Raw genomic sequence first — 21,511 nt, forward strand, 5'->3', positions numbered from 1 at the left:
GGGGGGTAGATAACGTCAAACACGCCGAGAATATTCTATACATCAACTGAAGATGCCGCCCGTCGTACCTGTCATTTATGACAGTAGGCAAACACATTATGATAAGCGTTGAATCCCTCCGATGGCCTCTGAACTAAAAAAATTTCCGGCCAAAGGAGCATTGACATGTACCGTTCTTCCGAGAGAAGCCGGAAAAACCTCACCCGATTCCGGGGTATCTGGTTAACACTCACTGTTAAATTCAAGGCGATTACAACACATAGCCAATCACTCGATCGTTCTCCATCTGGGCGGGCGCAAACACTCCATACATTATTTTTCTGCCTGTTTTTTCTTCCCCTTTCAAGTAATGCCGCGTCACCTGAAAGTACCCAAAGCGGGCCAGACACCGAATCCAATGCAATTGAATCGACACTCGGCGTAATGGCCGGCGTTACCAACTACGACAAACCATTCAATGAGTATACATGGGTCACTGCGCACAACGCTTACCTGGACAATATGCAGAGCCAGCTCGATCGTGGAGTACGAGCATTTATGCTGGATCTTTACCGCATTTACAAACCGCCACTCTTAACCTATGTGGGCATGTGTCACGGCAGTGGAGGAGCTGACCATTATTGCCCGCACGAAGGTACGACGAGATTTGCGGATGCGATGAACAATACATTTATTCCTTTCTTGAAAAGCCATCCCAATGAGGTCGTCACTCTGATTCTGGAGGCGTACGTTGACAAGGAAGCCTTTGTGAACGAACTGAAAGCGATTCCCGGCATTGAAAACATGATATTTCAGCCAACCGCTTTCTCACAAAAGGATAGTTGGCCTACCCTGCGGGAAATCATTTCCAGCGGACGAAGAATCATAATAACTTCCGCTGGATACTTGAACGGTGCATACACAATAAACGGTTCCACCTTTGAGGTTTTGAACGACGCAAATATTCAGATTCAGAATACATATGACCTCGGTGCGAATGCCTTGGATCACAACTGGGTATGCGAAACGCGATGGAAACCCGGTGTTGTTCCCGCCGAACCAGAAAAACCTTGTACAGGCCCGAATGAACCGGAAGGCTGCCCTATCCCGGCGATACCGGAAAGGCCATATCCAGGCGTTCCGCTGAAACGATCGCAAGCAACCGGCTCCATGGCCGGAAAGGAGCGGCTATTTGTCATGAACCAGATCCATGCATGGATGAAATCCGAAGCGGACGCCGGCAACATTGATAATAACCTGACTTACCTGGAGCGCCGCGTCGAACGCTACTGCAGGGCGACTGCCGGCGAGCGACTTGTACCTAATTTTATTGCTATCGACTATTCCAACGTAGGGGATGCTATTCCTTATGCGGCGGCGCTCAATAATGGCGGATACTATTTTTACGAAGATAATAATGCAAACACCGACCAAGACACTGTCTGCGTACTCCCGGCCGGCCAGGATTACAACATAAAGCTGGCATCACATGGCTGTGAAAACGACGAGGCCCGTTCGCTGGTGCTTCGCGGTATTGCCAGTGGCTCTCGATTAACCGTCTATGACAGCCCTGAAGGCAATCGACAAGATGACTATTCAATCATTGATGTCAAACGTGACATTGGCTTGAATGAAAGAATCGTAGTGAATAGCTTCGAACGGACACAGAACACAGATGATTACTCTGTTCGCCACTTCAATAACAATGGCCTGGACGGAAAAATATCGCGCATTCATATAGAAACACATCCAGCCGAATTTTCTGAAGCAGCCATTGTTTTGCACGAAGGTAATAATGGCAGCCAGAATATCGTGTGCTCGGTAGGGCTGACCCACGCCACCACGTTCGATTTTGGCGGCGACTGTGATAACGATGAAACACGATCTGCCACCCTCAGCACAGCCCGAGCGGGAACAATGATTACTGTCTATGGCAATTGGGGATCCAGCAATTGCGATCAGGGTTGCTCAACGATTGAAGTCAAGAGAAATATTACTTGGCCAAAAACCATTGGTACTTATGAAAACCATTATGAAGACGCGGATATCAAAGTTTCCCGTAGCGGTGGCACACAACAGCTTGATGGAAAAATTTCTTCCATTCGAGTAGCTTTCAAGCCTGACACAACTCCACCATCTTCGCCGGCAGTCAATCCAAGCCCTGTGAACCTGAGTGGCTCTTCGGCAACAGTGGAATGGGCTGCTTCCACCGACAATACATCAGTTACAGGCTATATGGTCTCTATCAATAACGCGCTTCCAGTCACTGCCAGTGGTACCCGTCATATTTTTACCGGCTTGAATGATTTCACCTTGTTCAATGGCGTGGTCACAGCGCAAGATGCTGCTGGAAACCATTCTGAACCAGCCTATTTTAGTTTCCGTACCCTGGACGAAACTGCCCCCACCCAGCCCGGCGCACCCGTTGCCAGCGATGTCACCGGCACATCTGCAACAATCAGTTGGCCCGCGTCCACTGACAATGCGGCAGTGACGGGCTATACGTTCTCCACTAATAACGAACCTCCAGCAAACATCACCAGTGCCCGTCAGATTCTTACAGATCTGAGTGAAACCACCTCATACACGGTCGAAATCAAAGCGCTCGATGCTGCGGGATACCAATCCACTCCAGCAATACTGAATTTCCAAACACGTGACGTAACTCCCCCGACAAAACCCGGAAATCTTCAAGCACGGAATGTCGGACTAAAAAATGCGACATTTAACTGGAATGTGTCGACCGATAACGTTGCAGTGACAGGATACAAAGTCTACCTCGAAGCTTCGCTTCTCGACACCGTAACTGATACTACGTACGCTTTAGCCGACTTGACCGTAGGTAAATCCTACACGTTAAGAGTTGTTGCATTGGACGCTGATAATAATGAATCAGAGCCAGCAACGCTTATCTTTAGCACATTATCTGACACAACCCCACCTGACAAACCGTCAGCGTTAAATGCCACTAACGTTTCCAGCAAGACTGCTTTGCTTCTATGGAATAGATCAACTGATGATGTAGGAATAAATCATTACGAAATATTGAGGGATGAGGTCGTTATAGGTCGAACAGAATCAAATGCTCCTGGCTATCTTGCGACTGATCTAACCGCGGCGACAAACTACAAATTTTCCGTGCGGGCACTCGATTCCGCAGGCAACCGCTCTGCACTCAGCGATCCTTTAGCGATCGAGACAAGCCTTTTTGGCCCGCCGACAAATCCCCGCGTCCTGAACGTAGGACGCAACCGCGTAGATTTTGCCTGGAACAGGCCTGTCGACGCAGGTGTCAGGATGCTCAGCTACAAAACCACTATTACAATGATCGGTGGGGGAGGCACAACGACTTATGATTTCCCTGCGCTGCAAGTGAACGCTTTAGGACTGAGAGCAGCCACTCGATACCTCGTGAGTGTCAGCGCTTATGATCTTTCCAGCACTTACTCCGCAGAACCTCTGGTTTTCGAAATAGCGACCGAAGGCGCCACGCAATAAAAAGATAAGAGTCTTACAGGTACAGAGGGAACCGCCCCTCGATTGATACAGTTGTACTACCAGCAGGGATGTTCAAGGGAGCGGCTTACGCCAGGATCCTTGCTGGTAGCTATTCGATATAACCGACCCTGCTTGTTACCATCGCTGTCCAACATTTTGATCGATCCAATTTCATCCACGCTCGGCGCGACCTCTCGTCATTTCACATAGCCAGGCAGGTGCTTTCCATCCCCCAACTAACTCGTAGTCAAACGATCTACCCTCCTCCACCGAAAACACCACCTAGACTTCTCCCATCTGCACCCGAGCAGCCCGACATGCCTCGTCGCCGGCGTAGTCCAGGATGGTCAAGGTTCCGGCTTCGGCTCGGCGGATGGCTGCTGCTGGGCAGTTTTCTGTTGGCCGGACCGGGCAGCATCCGGGCCGATCGCGATTTTGCGCTGATCCTGCAAACCGCCGAAAAACGCTACGGGCCACTCGGCCCGGCTCAGGGGCGGATCGAGGCCTGGAGCCAGATGCTGCACAGCGAACTCGACGCACCCGTGCGCGAGCAACTGAACGCAGTCAATCACTTCTTCAACCAGCAACTGACCTTTCAGAACGATACGCGCATCTGGCACCAGGCCGATTACTGGGCCTCGCCCGTCGAATCCCTGATCAAGGGTGCCGCCGACTGCGAGGACTATGCCCTGGCGAAGTATTTCAGCCTGCGTCACTTGGGCATTCCCAGCGAAAAACTGCGTATAACCTATGTCAAAGCCTTGAGCCGGAATCAAGCGCACATGGTGCTGACCTTCTACAGCAGCCCCACGGCCGATCCACTGGTCCTGGACAACCTGATTGGCGAAATCCGCCCCGCCTCCCAACGCCAGGACCTGTTGCCGGTGTACGCTTTCAATGCCGAAGGCCTGTACTTGCCGGAGCCAGCGGCGGCAAACCCGGCCGCGACCCGAAAAGCCTGTCGCGCTGGCAAGATGTGCTGAAAAAGATGCAAGCCGAAGGGTTCGCCATGGGCAGCGGCTAGTCGCCACAGCAAGGAGCGTGTTCATGTCACTGCGCAAACAATTGTTTCTCGCCATTTGCCTGTTCCTGCTGGTGGCGTTCAGCGGCAGTTTTTTTGTCGGCCTGGAAAGCTCCCGGGAACAGATACTTGGTCAGTTGCGCTCCCACGCCCAGGACACCGCCACGGCGCTGGGGTTATCGCTGACCGCGCAAATCAACGACCCGGCGATGATCCAGTTGATGGTCAGTTCGATTTTCGACAGCGGTTATTTCAGCAGCATCCGGATCATCGATATCGAGAATGAACAGGTGCTGGTTGAACGCAGCGCTGCGGCATTGGTCGAGGATGTTCCCGCCTGGTTTGTCAGTCTGGTCAACCTGCAGCCACAGGGGGGCGACGCACTGATCATGCGCGGCTGGGAACAGGCCGCGCGCGTCGAAGTGCTGAGCAATCCGAAGTTCGCCCTGACCAGACTCTGGGACAGCACGCTGGGCAGCCTGATCTGGTTGTTGTTGTGCGGATTGCTCAGCGCGGTATTCGGTGGCTGGTTGTTGCGCCGGCAATTTCGTCCGCTCGAGGCCATGGTCAGACAGGCCGAGGCCATCAGTAAACGCGAGTTCCTCAGCCTGCCAAAACTGCCGCGCACACCGGAACTGAAACGCGTCGTGCTGGCCATGAACCAGATGGTCGAGAAACTCAAGGCGCTGTTCACCGAAGAGGCCACCCGCAGTGAAAAACTGCGGGTGCAGTCCTATCAGGACAGCCTGACCGGCCTGGCCAACCGGCGCTTGCTGGATGAACGGCTGGCCGACCACTTGCTGGTTGGCGAGCAGAGCAGTGACGGCCATTTGCTGATGCTGCGGATCAACGATCTGGTCGGCCTCAACCAGCGCTTCGGTGGCCAGCGCACTAATGCCTTGATCAGCGCCGTCGGTGAATTGCTGACGCGTCTGACTCAAGTCCCGGAGCGTCGTACCTGGCTCGCGGCGCGTAATCGCGGTGGCGAATTCAGCCTCCTGACACCGGGTATGGACCGCCAGGATGCCGCACGCCTGGTGGCCGAAATCAGCGCCACTCTGGAAAACCTGCGACTGACCGGCGCCAGCGATTGCATGCCCGTGGCGCATCTGGGAATGGTCGCCTTCAAGCCCGGCGAATCGGCCAGTGATGTGCTTTTGCGCCTGGACCAGGCGCTGGCGCAGGCACAGCTCCATCCCGAGCGGCCATGGATACTCGCGAGCCTCAGCGATAGCGCGCCGGCCGCGTCCCAACACGACTGGCGAACCTGGATCGACGAGGCCCTGATCGAAGGCAAGTTGAAGCTGTACTTTCAACCCGTCGTAGAATGCGCCGACACCAGCCAGGTGTTGCATCACAAAGTCCTGGCGCGCCTGCTCGACCCACACGGCACGGCGATTGCCGCCGGACAATTCCTGCCATGGATCGAACGTTTCGGCTGGTCGGCACGATTCGACCTGGTCATGCTCGAAGCCACCCTCGACTATCTCTTGATCAACCGCTGGCCCCTGGCGTTGAGCCTGTCCGGCAGCACCCTGCGCGATCCGGCGCAACTGCACAAAATCCTCGACATGCTCGAATCGCTGCCTGAACTGGCCCCACTGCTGACCCTGGAAATCGACGAACGCCAACTGCCTCCTCCAGAGCAATTGCAGCGTCTGAGCCATGGTTTGCTCAACACCGGCTACCGCATCGGCTTGCAGCATTTTGGCGGCAACTTCAGCCAGATCGGCAACCTCACGCAACTGGGGCTGGCTTACCTGAAGATCGACGGGGTCTACATTCGGGGTATCGATGAACAGCAAGACAAGCGGCTGTTCATCGAGGCGATTTTTCGGGCGACGAACAGTATCGATTTGCCGCTGATTGCGGAAATGGTCGAGAGCAAGGGCGAGCTGGAGGTGATCAGGGAGTTAGGGGTGTTTGGCGTGATGGGACGGTTGATCGGGCCGCCGGAGCCGATGTGATTCATCAATTGAACCGAGTCATCGTTCTTCGCGAGCAGGCTCGCTCCCACAGTTGATCTGAGGTGTTCACACACAGTGAGTCCGGTGAGGTGGATCCGGTAAGTGGCGTCCGCCCATCGTGGCGAAACCAAGCGCGTCACTCGCAGGCAACCTGTGCGGACGGGATTAACCCGATGCAATCAACGGCATCGGAGTCCACTTGCGCAACAGCCTGCCTGCGAGTAATGCGTAACGGTGTTGAAGCACCAGAGTGACAAAAAACCGTCACCCTGAAACCGTCACGCCTCCCTCCCCTTCCAGCACTTTCCCGCCCTATGTCGATAAATGGATTGAACATTCTTCTAGCCCTGAGAAGCGCCCTAACGCTCCTGAATCAAGGGTTTTCGTAACAAACAATGTGCTGGATTTTGCAAACCGCATAAGTTTTTTTTGGCATAGGTTTTATGAGAAATCTTTCTTAGGTCGGCTCTGGAATGTTCTTAGCTTTTTTGATGCAAGCATAAGACGGCTTGGACGATAAAAGTCGTCAAGTATTTGGCGACTTACCAGCGCCATCCAGGACTTCAGGGATATGCAAATGCGCGTTTTGACCCCTCTTTGCAGCGCTATTCTTCTGGCCTTGGCCTGTACGGGTCAGGTGCAGGCGATGTCATTGACCGAAGCGATCCAGAGCACCATTGCGACTCACCCGGAGCTGGCATCCCGGGTGGACAGTCGCCTTTCGGCCGATGAAGACGTGAAAGTCGCCAGAGGGGGCTTTTATCCATCGGTTGACCTGAATGCCGCCTACGGGCGCGGGTACAGCGATAACACCAACACCAGGGCGTTCGGCAATCATCACAAGGAAATCCTCACCTATACCCAGTCGGAACTGCGTCTGCGCCAGATGCTCTTCGACGGTTTCAATACCGCCAATGAAGTCGAGCGCACCAAAGGCGTGGTCAACGCCCGGGCCTATTATGCCCAGGGCACCGCTCAGGACCTGGCCCTGCGCACCATCGAGGTCTACCTCGAAGTGCTCAAGCGCCGTGAACTGGTGACCCTGGCCAAGAACAACCTGCAAGCGCACCTGCGGGTCAACGACCAGATCGGCCTGCGCACCCAGCGCGGTATCGGCAGCAACGCCGACGCCGATCAGTCCACCGCCCGTCGGGCTCTGGCGGAGAACAACCTCGACACCGCCGAGGTCGATCTGGCCGATGCCGAATCGAACTTCTTCGCCGTCGTGGGCCGCATGCCCGATGAACTGGAAACGCTGCCGTCGATCCGCGGCGAATTGCCCCCCAGCCTGTCGGACGCCCAGCAGAGCATGGTGGATAACAACCCGTACCTGAAATCGGCCCAGGCCGATGTGCAATCGGCCGAAAGCCAGTACGAAGTCTCCAAGGCGCCGTTTTACCCGCGCTTCGATGCCGAAGCCGCGGTGGGCGCGAACAACAACGTGCAAGGCGAGGAAGGTCACGACAACGAATGGCGCGTCGGGATCGTGATGAACTACAACCTGTTCCGCGGCGGCAGCGACAAGGCCCGCCTGGCCGGCAACGCGCACCGGATCAATCAGGCGATGGATATCCGCAACAACGCCCTGCGCCAGCTCAACGAGAACATCCACCTGGCGTGGAACGCCATGGTCAATGCGAAGAAACAAACCCCGACCGCCCGCGAATACGCCGAGACCACCACCCGGGTTCGGGCTGCCTATCAGGACCAGTTCGGCCTTGGCCAACGGACCTTGCTCGATGTACTCGACAGTGAAAACGAGCTGTACAACGCCAACCGTCGCTACACCGAAGTGCGCTACGTCGAGGAGTACTCGATGTACCGCGTGCTGGCGAACATGGGCCAGTTGCTGAGCAAACAGCGTGTGGTGCTGCCCGCCGATGCGATCGCCCAGGCCGAAGTGAAAAACGAAGCTCGCCTGCCTGAACTGAGATAGCGCGATGGGGCCCGCACAGGCGATGATTATCTCGGCCCATGATTACGCTGAAAGGTCTCCTCCCCCATCGCCGCAATCTGCCCTTCGATCAACGCTTCGAACGGCTTTAACAACGGCTCAAAACTGACGGGCGCTTCCAGGATCTGCAACGCCTGCACGATCGCCTCCACCGTCGACAACGCTCCCGGCCCCGGCGCCTTGCGCAGCCGATACCGGGACACGCCACCCTCCGCCAGGGTCACTCTGGGCAACCCCGCCAACAATGGATTGAGGTGCAACATCTTGCGGGCCTTGCGCCAGGTGCCGTCCGGAACCACCAACAACAGCGGCTCCTCGGTTTCGGTGTATGCCTGCAACGGCTGCGCATCATCGGCAGGAAACAACAGCCGCGCCCGGTAGCCCGATTGATTCAACAACGCCGGCAAATCCTCGAACACTTCGCCCACGATCAACTCGGCATTGTTCAAGCCCAACGCGGCCAGGCGCGCAGTGTTCAACGCATGGTTCACCTCGCTGGGATGCTGCAACAGCAACACGCGGGTGCGGCTATCGATGCTCGGGATCAGCGGGCACAGGCAGTGACTGTGTGGCCGCAGGCAGCGCGGGCATTGGATTCTGGACATTTTCTCAAGCCTGATTCAGTTGTGCTTTAAGCAAGTCGCGAAAGGTCTGGATCAGCGGCTCGCGACTGCGGCCACGGCGCACGATCATGGAAAACGGCGCCTGATAACCGAAGGTCGCCGGCAGCAGCACCCGCAAGTCGCCCTTGTCGGCCCAGGCCTGGGCGTAGTGTTCCGGCAGATAACCGATGTAGGCGCCGGAGAGCACCAGAATCAACTGGGCTTCCATACTCTCCACGGTCGCCGCGCTGTGCTTGAAGCCGTGGCGCGCCAGTTCCGCCTGGCTCCAGTAACCTCGGCCGACCATGCGCTGCTGGGTGATGACCTGCTCGGGAATACGTCGCTCGGTGAACAGCGGATGCCGACTGCTGCAATACAACCAGTGCTGCTCACGGTACAGCGGCATGTAGACCAGCCCGCTCATGCGCGTGGAGAACGCGCCAATGGCCAGGTCGAGGCGATTGTCCTGCACGCCGAGCTGCAGTTCGTACGGGCTCATGACCGACAAGTGCAAATGCACGGCCGGGTGCTCCTGGGTGTAGGCGCCGATGGCTTCGGCGAACGGCAAGGCCTTGTCGCTGACGGTGGAATCGATCACCCCAAGGTTCAATGTACCGCGCAGTTCGCCCTTGAGGGCGGCGGCGTACTGCTCGAAACCTTCAAGCTCGCCGAGCAGACGCAAGGTTTCCTGATGGAACAGCTCACCCTTGCTGGTCAGGCTGAAGCCGCCGCGACCGCGATGGCACAGCACCAGGCCGAGGGCGGCCTCGAGCTGGCTCATGTAAGTGCTGATGGCCGAGGTCGAGAGGTTGAGCTCCTGCTGGGCGTTGGCGAACCCCTGATGGCGGACCACGCTGACGAAGATGCGCAACAGTTTCAGGTCGGGTAAAGCGTTGGCCATGGGGGGCTCCGATCTCGGGGTGACGCGCAGTGCTCGTATCAATGCAAAACCTTGTGGGAGCAAGCTTGCTCCGGGCGGCGTTCCGACGATAGCGGTGGGTCAATCAATGTTGATGTTGACTGTCACTCCCTCATCGCGAGCAAGCTCGCTCCCACAGGTATTGCACAAATCGACCCATCGCAGGATATGAGAGAAGTCTATCTCCGCAGTCGCCATTAGTTTAGAAAAATCTGAACTAAGTATTTGCCCGTAGCGATTCTTCCCGGCCACTACATTTCGCAGAATCGGCCCACAGCGGTGCCCGCCTCTCCCCGAGCGGAGCAACCGACATAAATAAAACAACGACGATGAGGCCTTACCCGTGGACAAGATTCTTCACCAACCACTGGGCGGCAACGAAATGCCGCGCTTCGGCGGCATCGCCACCATGATGCGACTCCCCCATGTGCCAACCGCTGCCGGTCTGGATGCTGCCTTCGTTGGCGTCCCACTGGACATCGGCACCTCCCTGCGTCCCGGCACCCGTTTCGGGCCTCGTGAAATCCGCGCCGAATCAGTGATGATCCGCCCGTACAACATGGCCACCGGCGCTGCCCCGTTCGACTCGCTGTCGGTGGCCGACATCGGTGACGTGGCGATCAACACCTTTAACCTGCTGGACGCCGTACGGATCATCGAAGAGTCCTACGACAATATTCTCGAACACAATGTGATCCCGCTGACCCTGGGCGGCGACCACACCATCACCCTGCCGATCCTGCGTGCCATTCACAAGAAGCACGGCAAGGTCGGCCTGGTGCACATCGATGCCCACGCCGATGTCAACGATCACATGTTCGGCGAGAAAATCGCCCATGGCACCACCTTCCGTCGTGCCGCCGAAGAAGGCCTGATCGACTGCGATCGCGTGGTGCAGATCGGTCTGCGCGCCCAGGGCTACACCTCCGAAGACTTCAACTGGAGCCGCAAACAAGGCTTCCGTGTGGTACAGGCCGAAGAGTGCTGGCACAAATCCCTGGCCCCGCTGATGGCCGAAGTTCGCGAGAAAGTCGGTGGCGGTCCGGTGTACCTGAGTTTCGACATCGACGGCATCGACCCGGCCTGGGCGCCCGGTACCGGCACCCCGGAAATCGGTGGCCTGACGACCATTCAGGCGATTGAAATCGTGCGCGGCTGCCAAGGCCTCGACCTGATCGGCTGCGATCTGGTAGAAGTCTCGCCCGCGTACGACACCACCGGCAACACCTCGCTGCTGGCCGCCAACCTGCTGTACGAAATGCTCTGCGTACTGCCGGGCGTGACCCATCGCTGAGGATCGGTCATGAACGAACGCGACCAGGTACTCAAGGCCGCTGCCGATCTGGTGGCCGCCTTTGCCCGTAACGATCGCGAAGCCTACTTCGGCGCATTCAGCGTTGATGCCAGCTTCGTGTTCTACACCCTCGAGCAGCCGCTGCTGTCACGCGATGCCTATCAGGCGTTGTGGGACAGCTGGCGGACCGAGGATGGCTTCGAGGTGCTTTCATGCACGTCGAGCAACGCCTTCGTCAGCCTGCAGGGTGACGTGGCGATCTTCATCCATGACGTGGCCACCGAGCTGCGCATGCAAGGGGAGCAACACTTCAGCCAGGAGCGCGAGACGATTGTGTTTCGCCGACAACAACAAGGCCCATGGCTGGCCTGCCACGAACATTTGTCCGCGATGCCGGAAGGGCTGCCACCCCCTTAGCCAAACAGGTGACGCTCACGCACGATGAGCGCGCCTTTATGATCGGAGCAGATCATGAATAACAACAACAACGACCAAAGCCTTACGCAAATTGAAACCCACGGGGTCGAACAGATCCCGGACAACGAACGCACCGCGGGCCCGACGGACTTGTTCCGGATGATCTTCGGCGGTTCCAACACCTTTGCCACCGCCGTGCTCGGCAGCTTCCCGGTGCTGTTCGGCCTGTCATTCCAGGCCGGCGTCCTGGCGATTGTGCTCGGCGTGCTGCTGGGTTCGCTGATCCTCGCGCCCATGGGCCTGTTCGGCCCGCTCAATGGCACCAATAACGCTGTGTCTTCCGGTGCGCATTTCGGCGTGCACGGGCGGATCGTCGGGTCGTTCCTGTCGTTGCTGACCGCCATCGCGTTCTTCTCGCTCTCGGTGTGGAGTTCGGGAGATGCGCTGATCGGTGGCGCCAAACGCCTGATCGGTCTTCCGGAAACCGACCTGACCCTGGGCCTGGCCTACGGTCTGTTCGCGATCCTGGTGCTGACGGTTTGCATCTATGGCTTCCGCTTCCTGCTGTGGGTCAACAAGATCGCAGTGTGGAGCGCCAGCCTGCTGTTTCTGCTGGGCATCTTCGCCTTCGCCGGGCCTTTCGATGTGAACTACGCCGGCACCGTCAGCCTGGGGCAACCGGGTTTCTGGGCGGCCTTCATCGGCGCAGCGCTGGTGGCGATGAGCAACCCGATTTCCTTCGGCGCGTTCCTCGGCGACTGGTCGCGCTACATTCCCCGTGACACCTCCAAGCGCCGGATCATGGCGGCGGTGGTGATCTCGCAGATCGCCACTTTCATCCCGTTCCTGTTCGGCCTGACCACCGCCACCATCGTGGCGATCAAGGCGCCGGACTACATCGCGGCCAACAACTACGTCGGCGGGCTGCTGGCGGTCTCGCCGAGCTGGTTCTTCCTGCCGGTGTGCCTCATTGCAGTGATCGGCGGCATGTCCACCGGCACCACTTCGCTCTATGGCACCGGGCTGGACATGTCCAGCGTGTTCCCACGGGTGCTGTCGCGGGTCAAGGCCACGCTGCTGATCGGCGTAATGTCGATTGCCTTCATCTTCATCGGGCGCTTCGCCGCGAACCTGGTGCAGAGCGTGTCCACCTTCGCCGTGTTGATCATTACCTGCACCACCCCGTGGATGGTGATCATGATCATCGGTCTGCTGGTGCGTCGCGGCTTCTACTGCCCGGATGACCTGCAGGTGTTCACCCGCGGCGAGAAAGGCGGTCGCTACTGGTTCACCCATGGCTGGAACTGGCGTGGGTTGGGGGCATGGATCCCGAGCGCACTGGTGGGTTTGTGCTTTGTGAACCTGCCGGGGCAGTTTGTCGGACCGCTGGGGAATCTGGCCGGCGGCATCGACATCAGCCTGCCGGTGACCCTGGGCCTGGCGTCGCTGGTGTACCTGGCGTTGTTGAGCCTGTTCCCGGAACCGGCCGCGGTGTTCGGCCCGAATGATTCACGCAGCAAGGGCACGGATTCGCTCGGTAAACCGGCGTTGGTGTAGGAGCGAGGCTTGCCCGCGAAGAACGATAACGCGATCGACCTGACCGACCGCGGTGCTTTTTTCGCGAGCAAGCATCGCTCCTGCACAAAAAATTGATTTTCGCCTCACCATAAAAAAGACAATCGGAGACACGCCATCATGGCTTTGGATTTATTCGTCGTACTCATCTACGCCGCCGCGATGCTGATACTCGGCTACTACGGCATGCGCAAGGCCAAGACCCACGAAGACTACCTGGTCGCCGGTCGTAACCTCGGCCCGAGCCTGTACATGGGCACCATGGCCGCCACCGTCCTCGGCGGCGCGTCCACCGTGGGCACCGTGCGTCTGGGTTACGTACATGGCATCTCCGGTTTCTGGCTGTGCGCGGCCCTCGGTTGCGGGATCGTCGCGCTTAACCTGTTCCTCGCCAAACCGCTGCTGAAACTGAAAGTGTTCACCGTCACCCAGGTGCTGGAAAAACGCTACAACCCGATGGCCCGTACCGCCAGCGCCACCATCATGCTGGCCTACGCCCTGATGATCGGCGTGACCTCGATCCTGGCCATCGGTACCGTGCTGGAAGTACTGTTCGGCCTGCCGTTCTGGATTTCCGTGCTGCTCGGTGGTGGTATCGTCGTGATCTACTCGAGCATCGGCGGCATGTGGTCGCTGACCTTGACCGACATCGTGCAGTTCGGTATCCAGACCGTCGGCCTGATGTTCCTGCTGCTGCCGATCTGCCTGTACCGCGTGGGTGGCTGGGATCAACTGGTAGCGCAATTGCCGGCGGCGAGCTTCAGCTTCACCAGCATTGGCTGGGACACCATCATTACCTACTTCATGATCTACTTCTTCGGCATCCTGATCGGTCAGGACATCTGGCAACGGGTATTCACCGCCAGGAGCGAAAAAGTCGCGAAGTATGCCGGTACCTCGGCAGGCATCTACTGCATCATCTACGGTCTGGTCTGCGCCCTGATCGGTATGGCCGCTCACGTGCTGATCCCGGATCTGGACAACGTCAACAACGCCTTCGCCGCTATCGTCAAAGTCTCGCTGCCGGATGGCATCCGTGGCTTGGTGATCGCCGCAGCCCTGGCCGCCATGATGTCCACCGCCAGCGCCGGCCTGCTGGCCGCGTCCACCACCTTGACCGAAGACCTGCTGCCGAAACTGCGTGGCGGCAAACAGTCGAACGTGACCATCAGCCGCTTGTTCACCCTGTTGACCGGTATGGTCGTGCTCGGTATCGCCCTGGTCGTCAATGACGTGATCAGCGCCCTGACCCTGGCTTATAACCTGCTGGTAGGCGGCATGCTGATCCCGCTGATGGGCGCGATCTTCTGGAAACGCGCCACCACCGCTGGCGCCATTGCCAGCATGGGCCTGGGTTTTGCCACCGCGCTGGTGTTCATGATCAAGGACGGTATGGACGCCAACACCCCGATCTACTACAGCCTTGGCGTCGGCCTGGTGAGTTTCGTCGTGGTCAGCTTGCTGTCCCGCCGTCCGGCACCGCTGGCGAGCTCTGTCTAAACTGAAAAGAATGGTTTAACTTTTTCTTCGACGAGTGTGGCGTCGGTTGCCACACTCGTTTTTTTTCGTCTGAAGGAAACTGCTTATGAAGATCGTCAGCCGCGATCAGTGGTTCGAGGTGAAACAGCTCAGTGACGGGATTCGCCTGATTCACGAGCCTTACATCCGCCCCTTCTATCGCTGCAATCTCTGGCACATCCAGGGCCGCGACAAGGACTTGCTGCTGGACAGCGGTTCCGGACTGGTGAGCTTGCGCGAGCAATTGCCGTGGATCACCGAGCGGCCGTTGGTCGCCGTGGCCAGTCATTGCCATTTCGACCATATCGCCGGCCATCACGAGTTCCCGGAACGCCTGGTGCACCCGGCTGAAGCGCAGATCCTCGCGGCGCCCGATGGTGAAAATACACTGAGCACGGCGTTCGTCGGTGATGACATGTTCGAGGCTCATCCCGACTGCCCGTTGTGCTATGTCGAATATCGGGTCAAGGCCGCACCGGCCACGGGAATGATTGAAGAAGGCGACGTGCTGGATCTGGGTAACCGCACGCTGCAGGTGCTGCACACACCCGGGCACTCACCGGGCGGCATCAGCCTTTACGAAGCGGCGACCGAGACACTGTTCAGTGGCGACATCATCTACGACGGGCCGCTGATCGAGGACGCTTATCACTCCAACCTCGACGACTACGCCCGCAGTCTGCAGCGCTTGCGTGCCTTGCAGATCCGCACCGTGCACGGCGGGCATTTCGGCAGTTTTTCCGGGGAGCATTTACGCACGATGATTGACGAGTGGCAGCGCTCCCATGGCTGAAGCCTGCTGTACTCAAGCGCAGGGACAACAACAAAAACGCCCTCGAAGAAAACCATGAAAAAAGCCGCCGTTCGTGCCGCCGTGCATCGCCTCATCAGCCGCCTGCTGGAGGGTCAGGATGACTTCGACGACAACACCAGCCTGGCGCAGTTGGGATTGGATAAGGAAGATATCGAAGAATTGATCTTCCATTTGGAAGATGAGTTGGATTTGACGGCGTTTACCGCCGAAGAAGATCACATGCTCAAGACTGCCAGGACGGTGAGTGACTTGAGCCGGTTTTTGCTGAAGATCGGGCGGCACTGACCGCCCGCATTGTCCAAGCGCGGCCCAAGCCTGCGGCAACGCCTACAACTGCGGATACACCCGCAGTCGCAGCATCTGCACAACGCCCTTCAGGCGCTGCCGAAGGCTGCGATCATTCGGGTTTTGACGCATTACCGGCGACGCGGCTGGCGTCGGCGCTGTTCGTCGTCAGTACGAATAGGCACAGGTTGCAGAGGCGGTTCGATCAAACCGAGTGCGACACCCAGGTCATGCAGCCAGTTTTGGATTTTCTCTTTCATGGTGCCCCCTTCAGGGTAGTGCCGAGCGGCTGAAAATTCTGTAGCCCCTTCGCACTGATAATAGTCCGAAGTCCTGCGCAATGCTCGCCAAATGTGGCAATGATCTGTTACTGAATTGATCCAAATACCTGACCGTTAGTTCAAGCAATCAAACGACCGCGAGTCGGGGCCGCCGGATAGACCGTCTGTCGGCGCTTGATCCACGCATTCGGATCGGCCTGCAGCACGGTCAGTCCTGCCCCAGTGCTTTGCGCAAACGACGGCGCACCCACTGCTCGGCACTGACAAAGGTGATGCCCAACAGCACCAGCACCGCGCCGACGATGAAGTTGAGACTCAATTCTTCACCCAGCAGCACCACGCCGAACGTGACGCCAAACAACGGCGTCATGAAGGAAAACACCGCCAGGTTCGCCGCCAGATAACGGCGCAGCAGCCAGAACCAGGTCAGGTAACTGAAGAACGACACCACCAATCCCTGGAACAGCACGCTGGCCACCGCCACCGTGGTGAGGCTGACGTGGCCAACCTGGCCACTGAGGATTGCGATCAGCAGCAGGCCGACGAAACCGACGATCAGTTGATAAAACAGGGTCAGGGTTACCGGAGCCTCCGACAGGCGCGAAGCGCGCACCACCACAGTGGTCGCCCCCCAGGACGCGCCGGCCAGCACACCCAATGCATCGCCCAGCAGCATGCGCCGATCGAGATTGTCCCAAGACACTCCACCGGCAAATGCGATGGCAATCCCGATGAAAGCCAGGAAAATGCCCAGCCACTGGACAGGTCTCAAGCGTTCACTCGGCAACAGCCAGTTGACACCCAACGCGGTAAAGATCGGCGCCGTGTAAAGGAACACCGACATGTGCGCGGCCGTGGTCAGTTGCAGGCCTTCGGAAATGAAGAGGAACTCGAGGCCGAACAGTGAACCGGCCAGCAAACCGCCGCGCCAGGTACTGCCGACCTGATCCCAGCCACCCTTCCAGCACAGCAAAAGGCCTACGAGCAACGCGGAGATACCCGATCGCCCCGCCGCTTGCATGACCGGGGCAATATCGGGCGCCGCCCATTTGATCATCACCTGCTGGACACCCCAGATCAGGCACAGCCCCATCATCACTTGCAGGGCAAACCCATCGGCGCTACGCCGGGTGGCGCTCACCGGAATACCTCGACAACACAATCCATGGCAGTGACTCGACAGTAAAAGCAAAGCCCCGGTTTTTTGCTGAGTAAGCGCCGGGGCGAAAAATCATGCTGCCGATTATTAACCAGATAGCCAGAAAATGCCGTCTGCCAGAGACCTTTGGCTTCCTGGTTGCGTCATTTTCTGGAAGTCATTGAGGGGGGCCGACGATTACCTGGAGGTGCCGCGCCGTTCAGCGTACGCGCCCTCCCCCTGTAGGAGCGAGCTTGCTCCGGGCGGCGTTCCGACGATGGACTTCAAGTCGCCGCGTTTAACCAGAAAACCCGCGTCATCGTTGACGACCATCGCGAGCAAGCTCGCTCCTACAGGGGGGGTCGACCGGGTCAGCTCAATTCGATGCGGTCGGCATGAATAACGATCTGGCCGTTCTTGTACAACGCACCAATCGCCTTTTTGAAGTTGCCCTTGCTGACGCCAAACATGCTGGTGATCACTGTTGGATCACTCTTGTCGCTGACCGGCAATGTGCCGTTGTTTTCGCGCAACCTGGCGAGGATCTTCGAGTTGAGGCTGGTGGCAGCTTCCTCGCCAACCGGTTGCAGGCTCAGGCTGATCTTGCCATCGGCCCGGACTTCTTTGATAAAGCCCTTTTCTTCTTTCCCGGCGCGCATGAACTTGAAGATTTCGTTCTTGTGGATCAAGCCCCAGTGCTTGTTGTTGATGATCGCCTTGAACCCCATATCGGTGGCTTCGGCAACCAGCAGGTCAACTTCCTGGCCCGGGGTGTAGTTGGCCGGGGTCTTGTCCAGGTAGCGGTCCAGACGCGCCGTCGCCGTGATGCGGCGGGTGTGTTTATCGAGGTATACGTGCACCACGACATATTCACCGGCGGTCATCTGGCGCTTTTCTTCGGAGTACGGCAGCAACAGATCCTTCGGCAAGCCCCAATCCAGGAAAACCCCGATGCTGTTGACTTCAACGACTTTCAAACTGGCGAATTCACCGACCTGCACTTTCGGCTTTTCGGTAGTTGCAATGAGTTTGTCATCGCTGTCCAGATAAATAAAAACGTTGAGCCAATCTTCATCTTCACTGGGAATATCTTTGGGAATATAACGATTGGGCAGAAGGATTTCCCCTTCCGCGCCGCCGTCCAGATATAAACCGAAGTTAGTGTGTTTAACCACTTGCAAACTGTTGTAACGCCCGACTAAAGCCATGTCCAATACCCTCATTGCGTGGGCAGCATTCTACCCGGTTTTGCGGATTGCGTTCGGCGGCCAGCCCGATGGCGCCGGAAAATCCTCTGAAGGCCTTAATTTTCCTGATTTTTTATCCTGCGTACCTGGCCACTCGTCAGGCCATACCGACGCTGTTCGCACCCGTCAGCCAGGCAAAAACCGCTAATTTCCTTCTGTACTTTTAAGTTAAAACAGCAGCTTAGGGGTATTTTCCGAATAATTACCCGCGATACACCACCGACTTGCGACTTGTATTTCGGGAGGATATTTATCAAGCAATTGTCAAGTATTTCCTGTACTATGCCTGGCCAAGTTAATTTCTACAGGTTAATGGCCGCCATGCGTGTAAAAGCATCCAACAGCAAAGCAAAGCCAGCTCCAGCCGTTGAAACCAGCGAATCGATCAACAATCAGATTGCTGCGTTCCTCAAGTCTGGCGGCGAGATCCAGCAAATTGCCAAAGGCGTCAGCGGCCAGACATTCGGCCCGTCCAAGCAGATCACCTTGGGCAAAAAGTAAGCTACAAGATCTCCCTGCGATAACTGGTCCCTAAGCGCTTTGAGCTTCGAAGCGCTTGGACTGGAACCTTCTGAAACACCCCGCCCAACATCCATCCATCAAAAATCGACGAACGGCCTTCGGCGCCGGACATTCGCCGGTATCCTTGCACACGTCTAGATCAAGCGTTTCAGCAGGTTTTTTTCCTGCTCCTCGCTGTTCATGGAGTGACGCATGCTCAAACCCTTTCTTTTCCTGCTCGCCAGCCTGCTGGCCTGTTCGGTCGCCAATGCGCAAATCTTCCAGCGTGAACTGGGTGACTTCGATCTCAAACTGGGCACCTCCCCCAGCCGCAGCATGGCCCAGGGCCTGGTCAAACCTTCCAGCACCGGCTCGTTCCACGGCGGTCTCGACCTGAGCCACGACAGCGGATTTTACGTCGGTCAATGGTCACCAAGCGTGGGCTTGAGTCCGGGTAACAACCTTGAAGTCGATTCCTACGTCGGTTTTAAACAGCCTTTCGATCACAGCCTCGGATACGAAGTGGGTATGATCCATTACAGCTACCCAACAGTGGAAACGCTCGACAGCCAGGAGTTTTTCGGTGGTCTGACCCTGCTGGGCAGCCGCTTCGGCGCGGCGTTCAGCAACGATCCGGACAAACAGAACAGCACTGTATTCGCCGACCTGAGCGGCAATCAGCCATTCGGTATCGGGGTCAGCATGAAATACACCACGCACCAGCTCAATGCCCCGGTATCTGTCGAAGGTGGCTATGTCGGCAGCTTCACCGACTGGTCAGTGACGCTCTCCCGTCCATTCATGGGCATCGACCTGGACCTGATCTACAGCGACTCCAGTCTCAGCGGCAGCGACTGCTCAGCCTATTCCGGGCATAACAGCCAGTGCGATGGCCTGGTCACCCTGAAGGCTCAACATGCCTTCTATTGATTGGCTGAACTGGCGGGCTCATCCCGCGTCCACATGAGAACCTACGCTTTCGCAAGGACTTGCCCATGTCGCGCTGGTTGAAGTGTCTCACCGTCGTTATCACCCTCTGTTTTGCCCTCGGCGCGTGCAGCCGCGTGGGCCTGGCCTATCGCAATCTCGACATGATCATCCCGTGGACGCTCAGCGATTACCTGAGCATGAACGGCGGGCAGAAAGACTGGTTCAACGAACGCCTTGCAGAGCACCTGAGCTGGCACTGCACCACGCAACTGCCGGGCTACCTCGACTGGCTGGACCGTTTGCAGGACATGGTCGAGCGCAACCAGGTGACCGACGCCGCGCTGCAGGCCCGCACGCAGGAAGCCAAACAAGCCATCGCCCAGACTGCCAGGGAAATCACCCCCTCAGCCATCGAGTTGTTGCAGGGGCTCGATGGCAAGCAAGTCGCGGAAATGAATGACGCCTTCGCCAAGGACCAGCGCAAACGCCAGGAGCAATACCTGAAACCGTCGCTTGATCAGCAAATCAGGGAGCGTGGCGAACGTATGGAAAAACGCTTGAATGACTGGCTCGGCCCGCTCAGCCCTGGCCAAAAGCAACGAGTGGTCGACTGGTCGAAAGCATTGGGTGATCAGAACACCCAGTGGATCGCTAACCGCGCCCATTGGCAAAAGCAATTCAGTGCGGCGGTTGCACAGCGCCAGAGTCCGCAATTCCCACAACGCATCGAGACGCTTCTGGTCAATCGAGAGACGTTGTGGACGCCGACCTATCGCCAGGCCTACGCCAACACCGAAGCCCAGGCAAGGTCGCTGTTCGTGGACCTGATGGCCGAGAGCACGCCGGAGCAACGGCAGCGATTGCTGAAGAAAATCGAGGGCGTGCGCAAGGATTTCAATGATTTGAAATGTTTGAAGGCGGCAAAACAAAGTTAAGCGTCCAACACAAATCCCCTGTAGGAGCCGGCTTGCCGGCGAATGCGACTTCAAGGCTTACACCGCCCATGAAGACGCCTTCGCCGGCAAGCCCTCCTACAGGGTGCGGCATCTGACCACAATCCATCGGTACGCCGGGGATCATCGGGGATCATGTAGATGCCGACGTAATGTTCAGGCTATCTGCGCCTTCGACGCCACTTCGTCAAACGTCACCTCGTCCAGCGCATCTTCCTGCTCATCCAGCACTTGCCGCGGATGGTCATTGCCCGGAATGCTGCTATCGATCAGGCTCAACAAACTCGAGCCCCGTGGCGTCAATATGTAGTTCGAGCCAGTGCCACCCTGTTCCTCGGGCCGAGGCTCGATATAGCCGCGCGCCAGCAGTAACTTTTCGTACTCGCCAGCCACCGCTTTCAGGTGATCCAGGTTTTCCGTCTGCTCGCCCTCGGTCGCCTTCTCTGCCGCGAATTGTTCGGCATAAGGCCGTGGCGTAAAGCTGCTGGCACCGTTTTGTACTTCGTGCAGCAAGCGTTCTATCAAATCCCAGTTATAAGTCGTCATCCTGATCAACCTCCAGCGCCCGTGAGTGAAATGGCCTACATAGGTTGTGACCTAAAGCGTGCGCAGCCGTTC

The 21,511-nt window shown here is 57.6% G+C and carries 18 protein-coding genes and 1 pseudogene; 13 read left to right on the forward strand and 6 right to left on the reverse strand.

Features of this window, described 5'->3' with window-relative positions:
• The first annotated feature begins 165 nt into the window (after nucleotides 1–165).
• The 4 genes and pseudogenes from PMA3_RS32350 (at nucleotide 166) to PMA3_RS22020 (ending at nucleotide 8,401) form a co-directional block, all read left to right on the forward strand.
• Nucleotides 166–3,477 carry a fibronectin type III domain-containing protein gene (locus PMA3_RS32350; protein WP_109413300.1) on the forward strand — a complete coding sequence of 1,104 codons (3,312 nt, stop codon included), beginning with the start codon at nucleotides 166–168 and terminating at the stop codon, nucleotides 3,475–3,477.
• A 317-nt stretch (nucleotides 3,478–3,794) separates the two neighbouring features.
• A pseudogene (gene lapG / locus PMA3_RS22010) lies at nucleotides 3,795–4,501 on the forward strand (cysteine protease LapG).
• 23 nt (nucleotides 4,502–4,524) lie between these two features.
• A complete protein-coding gene (gene lapD, locus PMA3_RS22015; RefSeq protein WP_064679165.1) occupies nucleotides 4,525–6,465 on the forward strand; it encodes a cyclic di-GMP receptor LapD in 1,941 nt (646 codons plus the stop codon).
• Nucleotides 6,466–7,042: 577 nt separating this feature from the next.
• On the forward strand, nucleotides 7,043–8,401 hold the full coding sequence (locus PMA3_RS22020; RefSeq protein ID WP_064680779.1) for a TolC family outer membrane protein: 1,359 nt from the start codon (nucleotides 7,043–7,045) through the stop codon (nucleotides 8,399–8,401).
• A gap of 26 nt (nucleotides 8,402–8,427) precedes the next feature.
• Here PMA3_RS22020 and PMA3_RS22025 read toward each other — a convergent pair whose 3' ends face one another.
• Together PMA3_RS22025 and PMA3_RS22030 are read right to left on the reverse strand one after the other, a co-directional pair.
• Nucleotides 8,428–9,024 carry a tRNA-uridine aminocarboxypropyltransferase gene (locus tag PMA3_RS22025; RefSeq protein WP_064679166.1) on the reverse strand — a complete coding sequence of 199 codons (597 nt, stop codon included), beginning with the start codon at nucleotides 9,022–9,024 and terminating at the stop codon, nucleotides 8,428–8,430.
• Between the two features lie 4 nt (nucleotides 9,025–9,028).
• Entirely contained in the window at nucleotides 9,029–9,922 is an 894-nt protein-coding gene (locus PMA3_RS22030) for a LysR family transcriptional regulator (RefSeq protein ID WP_064679167.1), read from the reverse strand.
• A 361-nt stretch (nucleotides 9,923–10,283) separates the two neighbouring features.
• On the opposite strand from PMA3_RS22030, the gene speB reads away from it, so the two are divergent.
• The 6 genes from speB to PMA3_RS22060 all read left to right on the forward strand — a co-directional run bounded on the left by speB (nucleotide 10,284) and on the right by PMA3_RS22060 (nucleotide 15,843).
• Complete coding sequence (gene speB / locus PMA3_RS22035) at nucleotides 10,284–11,234, forward strand: agmatinase (protein ID WP_064679168.1); 951 nt, start codon at nucleotides 10,284–10,286, stop codon at nucleotides 11,232–11,234.
• Nucleotides 11,235–11,243: 9 nt separating this feature from the next.
• Entirely contained in the window at nucleotides 11,244–11,651 is a 408-nt protein-coding gene (locus PMA3_RS22040; RefSeq protein WP_064679169.1) for a YybH family protein, read from the forward strand.
• A gap of 54 nt (nucleotides 11,652–11,705) precedes the next feature.
• Nucleotides 11,706–13,208, forward strand: a complete 1,503-nt coding sequence (locus PMA3_RS22045; RefSeq protein ID WP_064679170.1) for a purine-cytosine permease family protein — start codon at nucleotides 11,706–11,708, stop codon at nucleotides 13,206–13,208.
• A 138-nt stretch (nucleotides 13,209–13,346) separates the two neighbouring features.
• Entirely contained in the window at nucleotides 13,347–14,726 is a 1,380-nt protein-coding gene (locus tag PMA3_RS22050; protein WP_064679171.1) for a sodium:solute symporter family protein, read from the forward strand.
• A gap of 85 nt (nucleotides 14,727–14,811) precedes the next feature.
• Entirely contained in the window at nucleotides 14,812–15,537 is a 726-nt protein-coding gene (locus PMA3_RS22055; RefSeq protein WP_064679172.1) for an MBL fold metallo-hydrolase, read from the forward strand.
• Between the two features lie 54 nt (nucleotides 15,538–15,591).
• Entirely contained in the window at nucleotides 15,592–15,843 is a 252-nt protein-coding gene (locus PMA3_RS22060) for a hypothetical protein (RefSeq protein ID WP_064679173.1), read from the forward strand.
• 131 nt (nucleotides 15,844–15,974) lie between these two features.
• On the opposite strand, the gene PMA3_RS33435 is transcribed toward PMA3_RS22060, so the two are convergent.
• The 3 genes from PMA3_RS33435 to PMA3_RS22070 form a co-directional block, all read right to left on the reverse strand.
• The gene (locus PMA3_RS33435) at nucleotides 15,975–16,103 is read right to left on the reverse strand and encodes a PA1414 family protein (RefSeq protein WP_003184145.1); all 129 of its coding nucleotides are present in this window, start codon (nucleotides 16,101–16,103) and stop codon (nucleotides 15,975–15,977) included.
• Between the two features lie 229 nt (nucleotides 16,104–16,332).
• The gene (locus tag PMA3_RS22065) at nucleotides 16,333–17,265 is read right to left on the reverse strand and encodes a DMT family transporter (RefSeq protein WP_064679174.1); all 933 of its coding nucleotides are present in this window, start codon (nucleotides 17,263–17,265) and stop codon (nucleotides 16,333–16,335) included.
• Nucleotides 17,266–17,633: 368 nt separating this feature from the next.
• Complete coding sequence (locus PMA3_RS22070) at nucleotides 17,634–18,470, reverse strand: CvfB family protein (protein WP_064679175.1); 837 nt, start codon at nucleotides 18,468–18,470, stop codon at nucleotides 17,634–17,636.
• Nucleotides 18,471–18,821: 351 nt separating this feature from the next.
• Here PMA3_RS22070 and PMA3_RS22075 point away from each other — a divergent pair, with 351 nt between their 5' ends.
• From PMA3_RS22075 to PMA3_RS22085, 3 genes are all read left to right on the forward strand, one after another.
• Nucleotides 18,822–19,010, forward strand: coding sequence for a hypothetical protein (locus PMA3_RS22075; protein ID WP_017337097.1), 189 nt, complete (start codon nucleotides 18,822–18,824; stop codon nucleotides 19,008–19,010).
• A gap of 213 nt (nucleotides 19,011–19,223) precedes the next feature.
• Nucleotides 19,224–19,940 carry a TorF family putative porin gene (locus PMA3_RS22080; RefSeq protein WP_064679176.1) on the forward strand — a complete coding sequence of 239 codons (717 nt, stop codon included), beginning with the start codon at nucleotides 19,224–19,226 and terminating at the stop codon, nucleotides 19,938–19,940.
• Nucleotides 19,941–20,005: 65 nt separating this feature from the next.
• Complete coding sequence (locus PMA3_RS22085) at nucleotides 20,006–20,875, forward strand: DUF6279 family lipoprotein (protein WP_064679177.1); 870 nt, start codon at nucleotides 20,006–20,008, stop codon at nucleotides 20,873–20,875.
• Nucleotides 20,876–21,049: 174 nt separating this feature from the next.
• Here PMA3_RS22085 and PMA3_RS22090 read toward each other — a convergent pair whose 3' ends face one another.
• A complete protein-coding gene (locus PMA3_RS22090) occupies nucleotides 21,050–21,439 on the reverse strand; it encodes a hypothetical protein (protein ID WP_064679178.1) in 390 nt (129 codons plus the stop codon).
• Nucleotides 21,440–21,511 lie beyond the last annotated feature (72 nt).

The sequence above is a fragment of the Pseudomonas silesiensis genome, assembly GCF_001661075.1.
GTDB classification, from domain to species: domain Bacteria; phylum Pseudomonadota; class Gammaproteobacteria; order Pseudomonadales; family Pseudomonadaceae; genus Aquipseudomonas; species Aquipseudomonas silesiensis.

Bases quoted from the DNA above. Each gene is read 5' to 3' on its own strand.
- PMA3_RS32350 (WP_109413300.1), top strand. From the start codon at position 166: ATGTACCGTTCTTCCGAGAGAAGCCGGAAAAACCTCACCCGATTCCGG.
- lapD (WP_064679165.1), top strand. From the start codon at position 4,525: ATGTCACTGCGCAAACAATTGTTTCTCGCCATTTGCCTGTTCCTGCTG.
- PMA3_RS22020 (WP_064680779.1), top strand. From the start codon at position 7,043: ATGCGCGTTTTGACCCCTCTTTGCAGCGCTATTCTTCTGGCCTTGGCC.
- PMA3_RS22025 (WP_064679166.1), bottom strand. From the start codon at position 9,024: ATGTCCAGAATCCAATGCCCGCGCTGCCTGCGGCCACACAGTCACTGC.
- PMA3_RS22030 (WP_064679167.1), bottom strand. From the start codon at position 9,922: ATGGCCAACGCTTTACCCGACCTGAAACTGTTGCGCATCTTCGTCAGC.
- PMA3_RS22040 (WP_064679169.1), top strand. From the start codon at position 11,244: ATGAACGAACGCGACCAGGTACTCAAGGCCGCTGCCGATCTGGTGGCC.
- PMA3_RS22045 (WP_064679170.1), top strand. From the start codon at position 11,706: ATGAATAACAACAACAACGACCAAAGCCTTACGCAAATTGAAACCCAC.
- PMA3_RS22050 (WP_064679171.1), top strand. From the start codon at position 13,347: ATGGCTTTGGATTTATTCGTCGTACTCATCTACGCCGCCGCGATGCTG.
- PMA3_RS22055 (WP_064679172.1), top strand. From the start codon at position 14,812: ATGAAGATCGTCAGCCGCGATCAGTGGTTCGAGGTGAAACAGCTCAGT.
- PMA3_RS22060 (WP_064679173.1), top strand. From the start codon at position 15,592: ATGAAAAAAGCCGCCGTTCGTGCCGCCGTGCATCGCCTCATCAGCCGC.
- PMA3_RS33435 (WP_003184145.1), bottom strand. From the start codon at position 16,103: ATGAAAGAGAAAATCCAAAACTGGCTGCATGACCTGGGTGTCGCACTC.
- PMA3_RS22070 (WP_064679175.1), bottom strand. From the start codon at position 18,470: ATGGCTTTAGTCGGGCGTTACAACAGTTTGCAAGTGGTTAAACACACT.
- PMA3_RS22075 (WP_017337097.1), top strand. From the start codon at position 18,822: ATGGCCGCCATGCGTGTAAAAGCATCCAACAGCAAAGCAAAGCCAGCT.
- PMA3_RS22080 (WP_064679176.1), top strand. From the start codon at position 19,224: ATGCTCAAACCCTTTCTTTTCCTGCTCGCCAGCCTGCTGGCCTGTTCG.
- PMA3_RS22085 (WP_064679177.1), top strand. From the start codon at position 20,006: ATGTCGCGCTGGTTGAAGTGTCTCACCGTCGTTATCACCCTCTGTTTT.
- PMA3_RS22090 (WP_064679178.1), bottom strand. From the start codon at position 21,439: ATGACGACTTATAACTGGGATTTGATAGAACGCTTGCTGCACGAAGTA.